This window comes from Leisingera sp. S232 (assembly GCF_049800895.1).
Taxonomy (GTDB): Bacteria; Pseudomonadota; Alphaproteobacteria; order Rhodobacterales; family Rhodobacteraceae; genus Leisingera.
Genome location: NZ_JBNAFX010000031.1, coordinates 1 through 14,783, shown reverse-complemented (window position 1 = coordinate 14,783; position 14,783 = coordinate 1). Strand labels below are relative to the sequence as shown.

General features: G+C 65.5%; 11 protein-coding genes. 5 read left to right on the top strand and 6 right to left on the bottom strand.

Annotated features, from left to right (window positions below; translation table 11 throughout):
• Window positions 1–8 precede the first annotated feature (8 nt).
• The 3 genes from ACP151_RS16485 to ACP151_RS16475 form a co-directional block, all read right to left on the bottom strand.
• Entirely contained in the window at window positions 9–1,292 is a 1,284-nt protein-coding gene (locus tag ACP151_RS16485; RefSeq protein WP_424979993.1) for an O-antigen ligase family protein, read from the bottom strand.
• Window positions 1,289–2,944, bottom strand: coding sequence for a GMC oxidoreductase (locus ACP151_RS16480; protein WP_424979992.1), 1,656 nt, complete (start codon window positions 2,942–2,944; stop codon window positions 1,289–1,291). Before ACP151_RS16480 ends, ACP151_RS16485 begins: the two co-directional genes overlap by 4 nt.
• A gap of 69 nt (window positions 2,945–3,013) precedes the next feature.
• Complete coding sequence (locus ACP151_RS16475) at window positions 3,014–4,714, bottom strand: hypothetical protein (RefSeq protein ID WP_424979991.1); 1,701 nt, start codon at window positions 4,712–4,714, stop codon at window positions 3,014–3,016.
• A 363-nt stretch (window positions 4,715–5,077) separates the two neighbouring features.
• Here ACP151_RS16475 and ACP151_RS16470 point away from each other — a divergent pair, with 363 nt between their 5' ends.
• From ACP151_RS16470 to ACP151_RS16450, 5 genes are read left to right on the top strand one after another with little or no spacing between them, the layout of a single operon-like run.
• Entirely contained in the window at window positions 5,078–6,238 is a 1,161-nt protein-coding gene (locus ACP151_RS16470; protein WP_424979990.1) for a glycosyltransferase family 1 protein, read from the top strand.
• 4 nt (window positions 6,239–6,242) lie between these two features.
• Complete coding sequence (locus ACP151_RS16465) at window positions 6,243–7,124, top strand: PIG-L deacetylase family protein (RefSeq protein ID WP_424979989.1); 882 nt, start codon at window positions 6,243–6,245, stop codon at window positions 7,122–7,124.
• Complete coding sequence (locus ACP151_RS16460) at window positions 7,121–7,954, top strand: formyltransferase family protein (RefSeq protein WP_424979988.1); 834 nt, start codon at window positions 7,121–7,123, stop codon at window positions 7,952–7,954. The genes ACP151_RS16465 and ACP151_RS16460 overlap by 4 nt, the downstream gene beginning before the upstream one ends.
• Window positions 7,951–8,940 carry a hypothetical protein gene (locus ACP151_RS16455; protein ID WP_424979987.1) on the top strand — a complete coding sequence of 330 codons (990 nt, stop codon included), beginning with the start codon at window positions 7,951–7,953 and terminating at the stop codon, window positions 8,938–8,940. The genes ACP151_RS16460 and ACP151_RS16455 overlap by 4 nt, the downstream gene beginning before the upstream one ends.
• The gene (locus tag ACP151_RS16450; protein WP_424979986.1) at window positions 8,934–10,448 is read left to right on the top strand and encodes an oligosaccharide flippase family protein; all 1,515 of its coding nucleotides are present in this window, start codon (window positions 8,934–8,936) and stop codon (window positions 10,446–10,448) included. The genes ACP151_RS16455 and ACP151_RS16450 overlap by 7 nt, the downstream gene beginning before the upstream one ends.
• On the opposite strand, the gene ACP151_RS16445 is transcribed toward ACP151_RS16450, so the two are convergent.
• The 3 genes from ACP151_RS16445 to ACP151_RS16435 form a co-directional block, all read right to left on the bottom strand.
• Window positions 10,405–11,406 (bottom strand): glycosyltransferase family 2 protein, encoded by a 1,002-nt coding sequence (locus ACP151_RS16445; RefSeq protein ID WP_424979985.1) that lies wholly within the window; start codon window positions 11,404–11,406, stop codon window positions 10,405–10,407. The two genes, ACP151_RS16450 and ACP151_RS16445, sit on opposite strands and share 44 nt — an antisense overlap.
• 41 nt (window positions 11,407–11,447) lie before the next feature.
• The gene (locus tag ACP151_RS16440; RefSeq protein ID WP_424979984.1) at window positions 11,448–13,079 is read right to left on the bottom strand and encodes a hypothetical protein; all 1,632 of its coding nucleotides are present in this window, start codon (window positions 13,077–13,079) and stop codon (window positions 11,448–11,450) included.
• Window positions 13,063–14,783 (bottom strand): PKD domain-containing protein (locus ACP151_RS16435; protein ID WP_424979983.1); only part of this gene is annotated, 1,721 nt, incomplete at its 5' end. The genes ACP151_RS16440 and ACP151_RS16435, both read right to left, overlap by 17 nt.

The window sequence follows — 14,783 nt, the reverse complement described above, 5'->3', positions numbered from 1 at the left end:
GGCTCTGATTAAGGGGTTTCGACCCTAAGGGCAGCCGCCGGTTTCTGTGGATCCGGCGGCTGCATCAGCGGCATCGGCCTGCTGTTCTGCCGGTGTTTGGACAGGAAGCAAGCGCCGATCCAGATCAGCATATGCGCCAGAACGAAGGGACGCATCAGCTCGCTTTCGACCATGGCGCGGATCAGCTCGACGCCGGCCACTGCCAGAAAGAAAATAAATGGCATGCCGCCATGCTGCAGCAACTGAGCCGACAGGCGGCCAAAGGCCCACACCAGCGTCCAAACCGTCAGCACCAGCCCGATCAGGCCGAAATGGACGGTGTTCTCGTAGAACGAATTATGGAAGGAGAAGACCTGGTTGGGGCTCTTGTGAAATTTCGCAAAAATCTGCCGGACCAGATCATTCTCCTGATACCGCCAGAAACCGCCGCCACCATAGCCGGTGACCGGGTGCTGGCGGATCACACCCTCGGCATAGGCCCAAAGCTGGGTCCGCCCCGTGAGCGTGCGGCTTTTGCCCAGCCGGTCGAAAAACGCATCGACCAATGTGTCAGGCCCGCTCAGCAGGGCCGGCAGGGCAATGGCCAGCACGCCGATGGTGATCAGGCCCGCAGCAATCCGGTCAGCCGGCGTCCTGCGCCCGTCTCCGGCAAAGAAACTGAAGCCGCCGATCATCGCTATGATGGCCAGGCTCAGCACCAGCGCCGTGGCTGAGTGGCTGCGCAGGATCAGCATAAATGCCAGCGCCGCCAGCATCAGGGCGGCCCCCCGCAGCCACAGCCGGAACCAGGGATCAAAAGCCACACATAGCGCCGCGGCCCACAGCAAGAGCATTTTTGCCCCCAGCATGTTCTTATGCGCGAAGATACCGGTCATCGCCCCATCATGATATGACGTGAAGAAAATGCTGAGCACACCACAGACACCAGTGGCAAAAAACGCTGTCAGAACAATTCTGCGGGGGCTCATCCAGGCGGCGAAGAGCACACAGATGAGCCCCGACAGCAGCATCTGAACCCCGGTCCGGAATGCCTCATCGGGCACCACGCCCATGGGTGAAGACAAGATTGCCCAGACCGGTAGCAGCAGCAGCGGCCAGCTGCCCGCAAGGATCGGTGCCGTCGCGCGGCGATCGCGCCAGACCGCATAAGAGAAATAAAGCGCCAGCGGATAGAGAAGATACTCGTCCTTTTGGAACACGGTGAAGGTGACCAGGAACCACAGCACCGCCAGCCCCAGCTCAACCGGCCGCGCCGGTGTGGGCATTGTTGCGGCTGACCGGCTCCTGCTCATTGCGCGACCTGGGCGCTGCTCAGAGTTTTGGCAGCCGTGCAGGACGGGGCGGCAGCCCGCAGCAGATGGTGGGCCAGCCGCATGGAAAAGGCCGCAATGGAGTGCGTCGGCTGCGCTGCGCCGCTGCTGCGGAAAATCGCAGAGCCCGCCAGGTAAAGCCCTTGCACGCCATGCACCCGGCAGTCCCCATCCGTAACGCTGTCGCGCGGATCCCGCCCCATCCGGGCCATGCCAGTCTGATGATAGCCGTCCAGGGCGCTGGCGCGGATGACCGCGGCCTGGTCTTCGCGGGGCACATCATAGCGCAGCCTGGCCAGACCGGATGCCGCCAGCTCCTGCGCCAGCATCTCATGCCCGCGGGCCACCCGGGCGGTATCAGCCTGTGAGAAGTCAAAATGGATCCGGATCTCAGGCAGGGCATCCGGTTCAACAGGCCCGGCCAGTTCGATACGGTTGCTGGCCAGCGGCGCCTGTTCGGCATGATAGCTCAGCCGGTAACAATTCGGCCCGTTGGGGATCAGATGGTCAACCGCCTCCCGCCCGGGATCCCGGCGGGCGCGCAGGATGCCCGGCAGCGCCCGCAGGCTGGCCCCGGTGTCCCCTGCCAAATTGCGCATATGGGACCATGCCGGGCTTTGCAGCTGCGGTTCCGGTGCACCAGGACCCGGCGCGGTCGGCTCTTGCGTGCTGTGCCCGCGCAACCGCGCAAGCAAATGCTTGGCAGACAGGATTCCCGAGCCATGACCGGCATCGGCAGCGGCCCTGTTGCGGGCCCAGAAAAACATATTGACCCCTTCAGCCATGGCCTGCGGCGTGCTGCGGAAAACCCGGCGGCCAAGCCCGCCTGCCCCCTGGCGGCGCCATCCGTACGCGCGCACATCCGCAGTGGGCGGAAACACGATGCTGGCAATGCTGCCCGTCAGATGCCCAGCGTAATACTGTCCCAGCGCGGCCAGATGACCGAGCCCCGCAGGGTTGCGGGCCCGCTCTGCCAGCAGCAGCCGCGCGGTCTCGATACCGCCTTGGGCCAGGACGGTGGCGCGGGCCCGGATGCTGACCGCCGGCGCCCCATCCGGCGGTCGGACGCGGGCGCCTGTGCAGCGCAGGGCGCCGTCAGAACCGGTTTCCAGCACCAGACCCGTAACCGTGGCGTCTAACACTGTATCCGGCCCCTCGGTGGCCTCAATCCGGCTGCGGTGCCAGCGCAGAAGCGAGCCGGAATCCGCCAGGGCTTCCTGAGCCTCCAGATCAAAATACCCCTTGGCGCCAGGCTGCAGGAACGCATCCTGCGGCATGTGGCCGCCCAGGAAAGCTGCCGCCGCATCGAAATGCGGTGCCAGCCCGCTGAACGGCAGGGGCCAATCGAATTGCTGGAAATCATGGGCTGCAAGCGGCACGATCCGGCCGCCCCAATAAGAGGAGGTCCCGCCAAGCCCCCGGCAATGCGTCTCGGCGGTATCGGCATGGGCATCCGGGTATTCAAATACCGCGCCCGGGCCGGGGCGCGGCGTATGCCCGCCTGCTTCCAGCACCAATACGGCCAGACCGGTCTCTGCCAGTGGCAGCGCCGCCGCCAGCCCGGCCGGTCCGGAGCCCGTGATACAGATGTCATAGCGCCGGTTCTGTGCGGTCTGAAGTGTTACCAATGGCACTGTTCACAATTCCCCATGGTGTCCTGCTCTAAAGACTAGGCGCAAAACCGGCAGCGACCATGAAAACCTCTATCTGTTGCCGGACAGGATGACTTTCTCCCAGCCAGCGGCAATGATCCGACTGTCCGCAGCCTGCGCCAGCCAATGGTTTGCAGCAAAGGCATTGGTGCATCTGCCACCGCGCATCTCCAGCAGCACCGGCGTATACCGGGCCTGAAACTGCGGCTGCGCAAACAGCTGTTTGACCCCGCTGGCAGCCCCCTGCGCTGCTTCGGTCCAAGTGGCCCGCTGGCAGCCGGATTTGTGGAACTGTGGCAGCAGATCCGGCGGATGCTTCCAGAAGGTGTCCGCATCAAAGCTGGCATGGTTGCGAAAGCCGGTCTTGATGGGGTTTGCATGGGCCATTTCGACCCAGTTCAGCCCCATCAGATCGCGCAGCTCTCCTTCATAAGTCAGGGCGATCCCCCCTGCGGCCGTCACTCCCAGGCTGGGCCGCGGAGAGAAACTGTTCATATAGGTGCCAAAGGCCTCGCCGCGGGCGGACAGGGCAAATTCACGTACGACCCGGAACCGTTCCTGCCGATAAGAGACGGCGTTGACCGAAATCCAGACCAGAAGCGCCGCCAGCCCCAGCCCAGCCGCGACAGGGCCCGGCACCGGCTGCAGCACCCGCCAGAGCGCCAGCCCGCCCAGCACCAGCGGCAGCGCAAAAACCGGCATCACTGGCTGGTAAAAGCGCCAGAGCGCGAAATGATCGCCGCCAAGCATCACATAGGAAAACAGGATGCCAAAGACCGCTGCCGCCGCCAGAACCGCCGTGCGCTGGCCCGGAGCCGGACGCCGCAGCATCCCCCACAGGCTGACGACGGCCAGCAGCAGCCAGGCAGGCACCAGCACCTCGGCAAAGGGCTGTCCGGTCAGGAAGCTGATGAAATACTTGGCACCGTCGTACATATTCTGCAGCCGATCCGCAGAGACTTTGGCGTAATAGGTATTGGGGAAGGGAAAGCCGAAATAGGCCAGCCGCCCCAGTGCCAGCAGCGCAAAGGCCGCCGCTGCCGCCAGCACAGCCAGCCCGGCCGGCCGCCAGACCGCAGGGCGCAGGGCAATGGCCAGCAGTCCCAGCCCGGCGGCAACCGCAATGCCTTCGGGCCGGGTGAGCGGCAGCGCCGTTGCGGCCAGCAGCAGTGGCAGATCCCGGCGCGGCAGCGGCGCAGAGGCCTCTGCCAGCCAAGACAGCCGGTCAAGCAGCAGCAGGATCAGCGCCGTCCACAGCGCGATTTCCATCATCGACCAGACCGACCAGATGAAGAATGACGGCAGCCCGCATAGCGCCAGCGCCGACAGCAGCTCTGCCCGTCGGCCATCCAGGCTGCTGGCTCCGCCGGCGGTGCGGCCTGCAATACGCAGACCGCACCAGATCGCCGCCACGGTCAGAAGCGCCGCAACCGATAGGATAGGGATCTCGGGATTGCCGCCCAGCAGATAGGGCACAGCCAGAATGAGCGTCCACAGGAGAGAGGTCGCGCCCTCCACCCGCTCGCCGCCGATATTGTACACGAACCCATGCCCATTTGCGATATTTTCGGCATAAGCGCGCGTGATCGCCGCATCATCGATGCCATTTGTGCCCGGCGCCCCTGCCAGAAACCAGGAAAGAAACGCCATCACAGCCACCACCCCGGCTGCGATCAGAAGGCTGAACCTGCCGCGCTGTTCTGCCGCCATGCGGCCCACCCGCGGCTGTTCCGGCGCCGAAAAATCTGTCATATCCTATCCAGACCTTTGCAAAACCCACTAAAACACCATGTGCCCGGATGTTTGTGCCATCCTTGGCGCTCCCCGGATTGCCGCTCTCGCGCGGGCCTTGATTTCCCGGTTCGGCCCTCTACCATTTTCGCAGCAGAAACAGGATTTTGGTCCTCCCGGCCCGCTGCGGCCACTGTCCTGCTTATGTCTGCGGCTGGTGTTTGTTGAGAGTAAACTAGTGTCATATCTATTAGAAACAAATGCCTGGAGACGCGCGCTACGGGAGGGTCCGGCATCCGGAGCAGCTGCCGTCGGCTGGCGCAGATTTCCCCGCGCGGCCCGGCCAGCAGGCACAATCGGCGCCGCACAGCAGGAGGGCAGCTGATGCTGGACATTGCCTGCGTGATTGATCCGCGGTTTGCGGGCGGCACCGCCGCCGCCCTGGCCTACGACATCGACGCCTTTCTGGCGACTGGGCTGCGCGTCGGCTTGGCCGAGGTCCACAGTTCCTATCTGGACGGGGCACCGGATGCCCGGAGCCGGATTGCCACCGCGCTCTATGAAGATCGCCGGATTGAGCGGCTGGACCCGTCAGACGGCCACCCGATCAAGGCCCGCACGGTATTCCTGCATCATCCCATGACCTTTTTCTACGGCATCCGCACGCCGCTCCGGCTGCAGGCGGACAAGGTGTTTCTGGTCGCCCATCACCTGCCGTTCCGCGGCGACGGCTCGCTGCAGTATGATCCGGCTGCCACGGCGCGCCGCGTGGCGCGGGCAACCGGGGCGCGGACCCAGTGGTTGCCGGTGTCGGGGCTTTGCCGCCAGCAATTGCGCTCTTTCACCCCGTTCATCCGGCTGGCGCCGCTGGACTGGCCCAATGTCTTCAGCCTGGACAGCTGGACGCCCCGGCGGCAGGCGTTTTCCGGCAACCGGCTGATGATCGGGCGCCATGGCCGGGCTGATCCGCTGAAATGGCCCGATACTGCGGCCGGGATCGCTGCCAGCCTGCCCGATCTCCCGAACTGCGGGATCCGGGTGATGGGCTGCCCGCGCGCCGATCTGGAGCGGCTGGGCGCGGATCTGTCGGACTGGACAGTTCTGGACTTCGACAGCGAACCGGTTCCGCACTTTCTCGATGGGCTTGATGTCTTTGTCTATCATTTCCACCCCGCCTCCAGCGAAAGCTTCGGTCGCACGGTGGCAGAGGCGATGCTGATGGGCGCCGTCTGCGTGCTGGATCCGCGCCTGGCCCCCACCTTTGGCGATCTGGCGCTTTATGGCCATCCGCAGGACACCGCCGGGATCATCGAAACCCTGCGCCGGGACCCGGCTGCAGCGCGGGCGCGGGCAGACCGGGCACGGGCAGCCATTGCGCAGCGCCACAGCCTGGACGCTGTTCCGGCCCGGCTGGACGCCCTGCATGCCGCAGGCCCTGCCGAACCCGGCCCCCGCTATGCCTCGCCCATGGCGGTGCTGCGTAAAACCGCCGGAATGATCCGGCGCGGCGAATATTTCCCCTCTCACTTGGCAACACGGCGGTGACCGGATGACAGAACTGGCCCCGCAGGCGACCCGCCCGTCCGCTTCCCGGCCGCTGCGCCAGCGCGCCTGGCAGCAGGCCGAAGAGACAGCATGCCGGCTGTTTCACACTGCCCTGCACCTGAAGGCACGGGATATGACCGCCCGCACGGCGCTGCGGCCTGCCCTGGTTCTGGCGCCGCATGCGGATGATGAAACCCTGGGCTGTGGCGGGTTGATTGCGCTCAAGCGGCAGGCCGGAACGCCCGTCACCGTGCTGATGGCAACCGATGGCTCTGCCTCGCACCGCTATGAACGGACCCTTCAAACCAGCCCAGACAAGCTGGCGGCGCTGCGGGAAACAGAGACCCGCCGCGCCTGCCGCAGGCTGGGGCTGGACGCGAATTCACTGTATTTCCTGGGGTTTCAGGATGGCAGCCTGGAGGCCAGCGAGCGCCGGCTCAGCGCCGCAATCCTCAGCTCGGTGGCGCAGATGCAGCCGCAGGAAATTTATGTCTGTGCGCGCAGCGACGGCCATCCCGACCATCAGGCGCTGGCCCGGGCGGCCCGTCAGGCCGTAGCGGCCTGCAAGGAGCCTGTGCCTGTGCTCTATGAATACCCGGTCTGGAGCTACGATTTCCGCTCCTGGCGCAGGCCGGGCAGCAATACAGCCGGTTTTCTGCACGGAACTGCGGCAATGCTGCGGGCAGCGCTGGCCTGGCGCATGTTCGCTGTCGGGATCGCGGACTTGCGGGTGCAAAAGGCGCATGCGCTTGCGGCCCACCGTTCGCAGCTTGGGCTTTACGACGCAGAGCCGCACTGGTCAGGGCTGCCAGAGAGGTTCCTCTGGCACTTCCACACCCGGCATGAGCTGTTCCGCAGAATAGACAGGAAGGAGCTGACGCCATGACCGGGTCGGCTGCCACTGCGCGGATCATTCTGATCTGCCACAATGTGCCCTTCGGGCGCGCCATGGCTGCCGCGATGCGGGCGCGGTTCGGATCCGCATTGCATGGCATTCTCGCAATTGAACGCCCCGTGTCCCTGCGGCAGAGACTGCGACGGACGCTCGCCGCAGCCTGGCGCGCAACGCCTCTGGAGCGCCGGGTCAAGCGCCTGGAAGCCCGGCTCGCCCGGGAGGCGGCCCGGGCTTTTGACTGCGCGGCCGCTCCGCCCCGGGACTGGCCGCCGGGTGCAGCCGTGCATATCTGCGCCAATCCCAACGCCTCTGCCAGCGCCGCCTGGCTGGCAGCGCAGCACCCGGACCTGATTGCCGTGACGGGAGCCCCGGTGCTGAAGCCGACCGTGTTCACCCTGCCGCGGCTTGGAACGCTCAACATGCATTCCTCGCTGCTGCCTGCTTACCGCGGCACCCAAGCGGAATTCTGGCAAGTGCTGGAACAGGACTGGCAGAGCTGCGGCATCACCGTGCATTTTGTGGATGTCGGCGTCGACACCGGCCGGATTGTCCTGCAGCGGCGCACCGAAGGGGCGGCGGGGCTCAGCCCGCAGATGCTGCGCACCCGCAATCTGCTGCAGGCGCTGCATCTGGTGCCGGATGCCGCCGCTGCCGTGCTTGAGGGCCATGCGCACCCCGTGCTGCAAGGCCCCGGGCCAAAGGCGCGCCGCAGCCGCGACCGCACCCTGGCCGCCCGCGCAGCCCTGCTGCGCCGCCTCGGCTACCTGCCCGGTTCCGGCACCCCAGGCCCGGTGCCTCACTCCGCCGGGAGGCAGCCATGAAACAGCTTGCCCGCGCCCGGCTGATAGAAACCGCACTCAGGGTGCGCGGTTTCTGCGCCGAAGATGCGGTGCTCTTGTCCTGTGATCCGCGCAGCGGCTCCACATGGCTGAGCGAGGTCCTATGCGCTGCAGAGCCAAGCGCTGTCATCTGGGAACCGTTCCATCTGGAGCATGCGCCGCGGGTGCGTGCCTTCGGCTTTGCCTGGCGCCAGATCATCCCGCCCGATGCGGACTGGCCCGAGGCCGAAACCCTGGTGCGCGCCATTCTGGCAGGTCGGCATATCAACAGCTGGACCGGCTGGGCCAGCCCGGCGGCGGATTTCCTGCGCGCCCGGCAACTGCTTGTGAAATGCTGCCGGGCCAACGGATTCCTGCCCTGGATGCTGCGCCGGATCGCGTTCCGGCGCGCGCCGATTCATTTCCTGCGCCACCCTTTTGCCATTGCCGCCTCGCAACTGCGCATGGGCAACTTCAGCACCGGCGGCATGGACGCTGATCTGGCCCGGGGTCGCTATGCGGGCGCGGGCACAGACACCGCCCGCTACATCCGTTCCCTGACATCCGACGAAGAACGCATCGTTGCCATGTGGTGCCGGGTGCAGCAGCCCGCACTGGAGGATCCGCTGACACAGGCCCAGGCCGTGCGGATGCATTATGAGACGCTCATTGCAGAGCCTGCACAGGAAATCGGCCGCCTGTTTGCCGCCTGGGACAGGCCTGTGCCCGCCGGGGTTCTGGCCCATACCGGCAAAGCCAGCCGAATGACCATGGACGCCAGCCAGCTGGGCAATCCGGCCGCCCAGGCCGGCAAGTGGCAGCAGGCCTTCAGCGACCGTCAGGTCAGCCGCATGTCCCGGGTGCTGCGGCATTTCGGGGTGACGGTCTATGACGAGAGCATCCTGCCGAAGGAGACAGCGCCCGCGGTCTCCGGGCTGTCGGCAGCCAAGGGCAGGCATCCGGCCGCCGCAGGCGGGCCTGCATGCTGAGGCGGCGCGCAATCCTGCCCCTGTCCAAAGGCCGCAGCAGCGCCGCCCCCCCGGCGCAATTCTTTGCCAGCGTCCGCGCGCTCATCGGCGCCCGGGCCTTTCTCACGCTGCTGCAGCTGTTCAGCCTGCCGCTTCTCACCCGTCTGCTCGATATGCGGGATTTCGCGTTGATGGCGCTTGGCATGGCGGTTCCGCTTTTTGCCAACGCCTTCAGCGATGCCGGCATGGGCCGGTCGCTGGTGCGGCGACCGCATCTGGGACCGGCGGAATGGAGCAGTGTGTTCTGGTTCCTGTTTCTGACCGGCGCGGCGCTGGCTGGGCTGACCGCCGCCGCGGCTCCGATTTTTGCCAAAGTGATGCAGGAACCGGATCTGGTGCTGGTTGTGCTGGTGCTATCCTCTGTGCCCTTTCTGCAATCGCTCATGTCTGCCCATCAGGCAGCCCTTGAGCGGGCCTACCGGTTTGACCAGATCTCAAGCGTCACAGTCTCTGCCGGGATTGCCGGCCTGCTGGCGGCCATGGCGCTGGCAGTTGCCGGAGCAGGCGTCTGGGCGCTGGTCGCGCAGCAGGTGGTCACCGCCCTGCTGCGGGCAATCGGCTTTGCCTGGTTTTCCGCATATCAGCCGCACTTCGCCTTCAGCCTGCCTCTGCTGCGGCCGCATTTACGGTTCGGAAAAAACACACTTCTGTTTTCCGGCGTCATGACCTTGCAGAACCAGGCGCCGGTGCTGGCCTTCGGGCCGGTTTTCGGCACTCTGGCGGTCTCGCTCTGGTCCATGTCCGAGCGGGCCGCACGACTGAGCCGGACCGCATTGGCGGGACCGGTCTCGCAGGTAACGCTGGTTTCAATGTCACGACAATGGCGGGAAGGCGCAGGAGCGCCAGAGGTCGCCGGTCTGTATCTTGCGTCGACCCGGCTGCTGGCCACAGTGCTGTTTCCCAGTGTCCTGGTGATCGCCCTGGCCGGGGAGGCGGCATTTGTCTGGCTGCTCTCGGACCCCTGGCGCCCGGTCGCCACCGTGTTTGCACTGGCTGTTCCCGGCCTGCTGACCGATGCGCTTGCCTCCAGCGGCGCCCGGGTTTTCATGGTCGCCGACCGAACCGATCTGCGGCTGCGGATGGCGGTGGAACGCTGCGCAATCGGACTGCTGCTGTTTCTGGCAGCCCTGCCGCTGGGATTCGAGGCGGCAATCCTCACCCGCAGCCTGTTCGCCGTCGCCTATCTGCCGCGGTACTGGGCATATATCGGACGCTGCATCCCGCTGGACCGGCTTGCCGCCGCCCGCCAGCTCCTTCTGCCGGTTGCCGCCGGAGCCGGGGGCGGGCTGGCCTTCAGAACCTGGATGTCACCGATGATCCCAGGCACTGCCTTGGAAGCGCTCGCCGTTCTTGCCACCGCAGCGGCTGCGACCGGCCTTGCCGCGCTGCTGTCCTGGCGCCCGCTCAAGGCCGATATCAACCGGCTCAGAGCTTCGGCGCATAAGTCGGCGCCTGCCGCCGTGTCATGATCCAGGGCAGCCAGATGCGCAGGAATCCCAGCCCCCAGGCCGTATGCATGATGCCAAGCGCTGCCCCCGCCCACAGGCCGGCCCAGCCGCGCAGCCGCAGAGCACCAACCAGCGACACTGCCAGCAGCGCTGCAACATAGGCCGCAGGCCAGATCAGCGCAGGCGGCCAAAGCGCAGCGCCGGCCAGGCCGCCTGCCAGGCCCAGAACATTCAGCACCGGCACAAGCTGACGCAACCGCGGCCGCATCCGATGCGTCAGCACAGTGCGCGCCCGGCCGCGACCATAGTTCCAGTACTGCCGCCGCAGCCCCCCGGGCGTGCGCCGCACCTGATAGGTCAACCGGATATCTGCAGCCAGCCAGATCCGGCCCCCGGCCTGTGCCAGGCGCCGGTCGTATTCCGCATCCTCATTATGGCTGAAGCTGGGGTTATAGCCACCGATGCGCCGGAACCAGCTCAGCCGGAATCCCGCATGATGGCCATGGTCCACCCATTGCGGCCGGGTGCCGCCGCGATGTTGCGAGCCGCCCGAGCCAAGCGGCGTATCCATCACCCAGGCGCAGGCCCGCGCAAAACCGCTGTCCCCTGCGGCATCCATGACCGTGGCCACCGATGCGGCCTCTGGGCGGCAGGCCAAAGCTTCAGCCACCCGCCGGACGTAACCCGGCGGGTAAACTGCATGGGCATCGCAGCGCACCAGAATGGCATGCTCCGGCTTGGCTTCCCGCTTCACCGCCAGATTGATGCCCGCAGACTGCAGTCGGGCGGGATTGTTCAGCAGCCGCAACATCGGATCATCTGCAGCCATCCTCTTCACGATGTCCCGGGTGCCATCGGTACTGCCGCCATCGGCCACAACAATGCAGACACGCTCCATGAAACGGTCACCCACCCGCAGAGAGGCAATGCAGGCCTCAATCGCCGCGGCCTCATTCAAGGCCGGGATGACAACCAGCACCTGCTCCGGGCTGCAGGCTCTGGCAGCCCCCGGCGGCGGCATCACACGCACACTCTCACATAGAAGGTAAACGGAATAGGGCCTGCCCCCGGACGGAACCGGGCCATGTCCGCAGGCACCTCAAGGGCGACAGTCCGCTTGCGGTAGCATTCGGAAAACTCAGGCAATTGGCTCAACTCCACGCCTGTCAGGAACCAGTTGCGGGCCTCAGTAACGGCGATGCCCTCAGCTCCTCCCAGGATGACGTAACCAGGCGCGCGGGACAGGACATAGGCCCCATCCCCTTTGCCGTGACCGGGCATGGCCTGGCGGCGCGCAAGCTTCGGCACATTCGCCCGTGTGGCAATCGTCCGGTCATTCAATCCCAACATGTCGATATACCTATGGGACGGGGCAAAGAACGGTGTCGAACCGGCTGTGTTCAGGGCAACCAGAGAATCCTGCGGCCAAGCCTGCTCGATATACCGGCCCACAATGATCCCGTTGAACGCCGCCCAATCCATCCGGAACGACCGGGCATTGACCGCCGCCGCAACAAGAAGCCCCAGGCACAGGGCCGCAAACCCGCGTGCATAGGGCGGGCGCATGGCTGCCAACGCAGCCGCCGCCAGCAACGCCGCCGGACCGGACACCGGCAACAGAACGCGCGCGGCCGCCATATGATCTCCGCCCGACCAGACGACATACAGCAAGAAGGCAGCGCAGACCGTGGCCAGAACACAGATAACCCGGGTCAGCCTGCCTTGCGCTGCGGCCGCCAGCAGCCCCAGGCCGCCGCAGGCCAGCACCGGCAAATAGAGCAGAGCCGATTTCAAGAGATACGCCCCGACCTTGCCAAGCCGGTGTGCCAGGTCCAATCCCACTTTGGCGTGAAACGTATTCGGGACCAGATCACCATAATAGGCCATCCGCCACCCCATGTGGACCGCCGCCACCGCAAAGGGAATGCCGGCAATCACCAGCGCCTTCAGCAGGCGGCTGCGTCCGCTGCCGCGGGCTGCCACAAGGAACGCCACAAAGGCCGCAGCAACCACAACCACCCCGTCTGGCCGGGTGAGAACGGCAAGCGCAAAAAACGACCCTGCCAGAATGCTGTCGCTGACTCCGTGTCCCGTTTCATGTTCCGTTCCGCGCCCGTTGCCGGTGTCGCTGCCGTCATCCGCCATCGCCTGAAGCAGGAAAACCATCCCCCAGGTCACAAAGCCTGCCGCCAGAGGGGCTTCCAGCCCGCCAACCAGCCAGACTGCAGCCGACACATTGCCCAGGATCAGCGCCAGCCCGAACGCCTGCACACCGCGGCGCTCAGGAAACAGCGCCCGCAGCCCGTAGACCACCCCGGCAACCAGAAGAGCCACCGCCGCAGCATTGATCAGCCGCAGCGCCAACACCGGATCCAGACCCAGCTGCAGCAGCCCAGAGCTGATCAGCACATAGAGAAAATTGGTATAGCCCTCGACCCGGTCGCCAAGATTCCAGGACAACTCCCCATACTCTGCAAAATTCCGGGCATAGCGGAGCGAAATGAACGCATCATCATGCAGGAAGAAACGGTTGCGCCACAGGTTCACTGCAAACAGCACCGCCCCCAGAGCCAGGATGGCGGCAGGCACCATCCGCGCCAGGCCCGCGCCCGAAGCGCGGCCGGGCGCGTACGCCTCAGAAGATGAAAACATCGGTATCGGCCCAATCCGCACCAGCAACCGCCGCATAGGCCAAGTCTCCCTGCGCTTCCCCATTGCCGGTGGAATCGATCACATCATCCATGTCATTGAATTGGTAGTAGCGCAGCAGACCCTCTGCCGCCGGATCAACCGCCTGCATGTAATTCCCCATGATTTCGGCTGCACTGCGTGCATCATCCCAGATCCGCAGCTCGTCCAGGCTGCCGCCAAAGGCATTTTGCTGCCGGACATTGCTGGCGATGCTTTCAATGACCAGATCTGCGGCCAGGGCATTGGTGGCAGAGGCATCGAGATCGCCGTTGACATAGATGAAAAAGTCATCGCTTTCCCGGACCAGGGCGAAATGGTTCCAGGCTCCGTCGGAAGCGACGGCGGTATTGGCAACGATGACATCCGGGCTGCCGGCCGTCTCCGTCGAATACAGGCGCATCTGGCCGGCATGGAAGTTCAGGTCATTGCCAAAGACACCGTCGGTGGCGGGGTCATCGCTGCGCAGGCTGTCATAGCTGCCGGCCGAAAGCACGGCATCATATTTGTTGACCGTGCTGCCAGGTGCAAAGGCAGCCCAGAACTCGACCGTATAGTCGCCGGTGACGGTCAGATCCTGAACATCGACACCGCTGCCGCTGTTCTGCGACAGCAGCGCCCCCGGCGATCCACCTGATCCGCCTGACCCACCTGATCCGCCGGAAGACACCGTGATGGTTGCGGTGGCCGCATTCGACCATTTTCCCTCATTGTCCTGCACCCGGTAGGTGAAACTGTCGGTGCCCTCAAAACCCGGGTCATCCGGCACATATTCCGCATGCCCGTAGTGGCCCGCCATCAGCCCGCGGTCCAGCAGCTCCTGCGCCGTGTCGATGATTTCAACAGTGCCGAAACCGGGACCGGAGAGAACCTCCACAGCCTGCATGTTCAGCGTGCCGTCCGGATCATGGTCATTGTCCAGAATATGCAGATGGCTTGCCACCGGATCAAACCCGGTGGTCAGGCTGAAGCTGTCATCCGCCGCAACCGGCGCCGCATTGCCGACATCGATCTCTGCCGTCGCAAAACTGGTCGCCGCCCCCAGCTCGTCGGTGACGGTCAGCGAGACCGTGAACAGCCCCTCGCTGCTGTAGGTGCGGGAGGGCGCTGCCAGATCCGAAACCGTGCCGTCGCCAAAGTCCCAGGCATAGGTCAGCATATGGCCTTCGGCATCGCTCACATCCGCCTCAAAGGTCACCGTATGCGGTGCGGCGGCGGCGGTCTCCTCGCCCGGATCCAGCAGGATGCCGGCGCCGGAGGGGGCCGTGTTGGCGGGGCTTGTGTCCCCATTGCTGATCGTCAGGGAAATCGGGGCGGCATCTGTGCTGACACCGTCGCCGATTTCATAACCGATGGAGACGGTCGCGCTGGCGCCCGCCGCCAGGCCTGCGAACTGGCCGTCGCGGTCCTTGAACTCAACGCTGCCGTCGCTGCTGATCCGGAACAGCCCGCCGCCATCCGACCAGGTCTTCAGCCGCCCGGACGAGTCAAAACTGCTCACCGTGACCGGCTGGCCATTGCCTTTGTAGCCCTGCAGAGCCTCCAGAGCGAGGCCGGCACCGCTGTCATTGGCAAAGATATTATAGGGCAGGGCGGCCCAGGAGCCGTCCGCAAGCTCTGCCAGATCAACCGAAAGCGTATCCCCAGCCGCATCCAGAGACGGGGTGC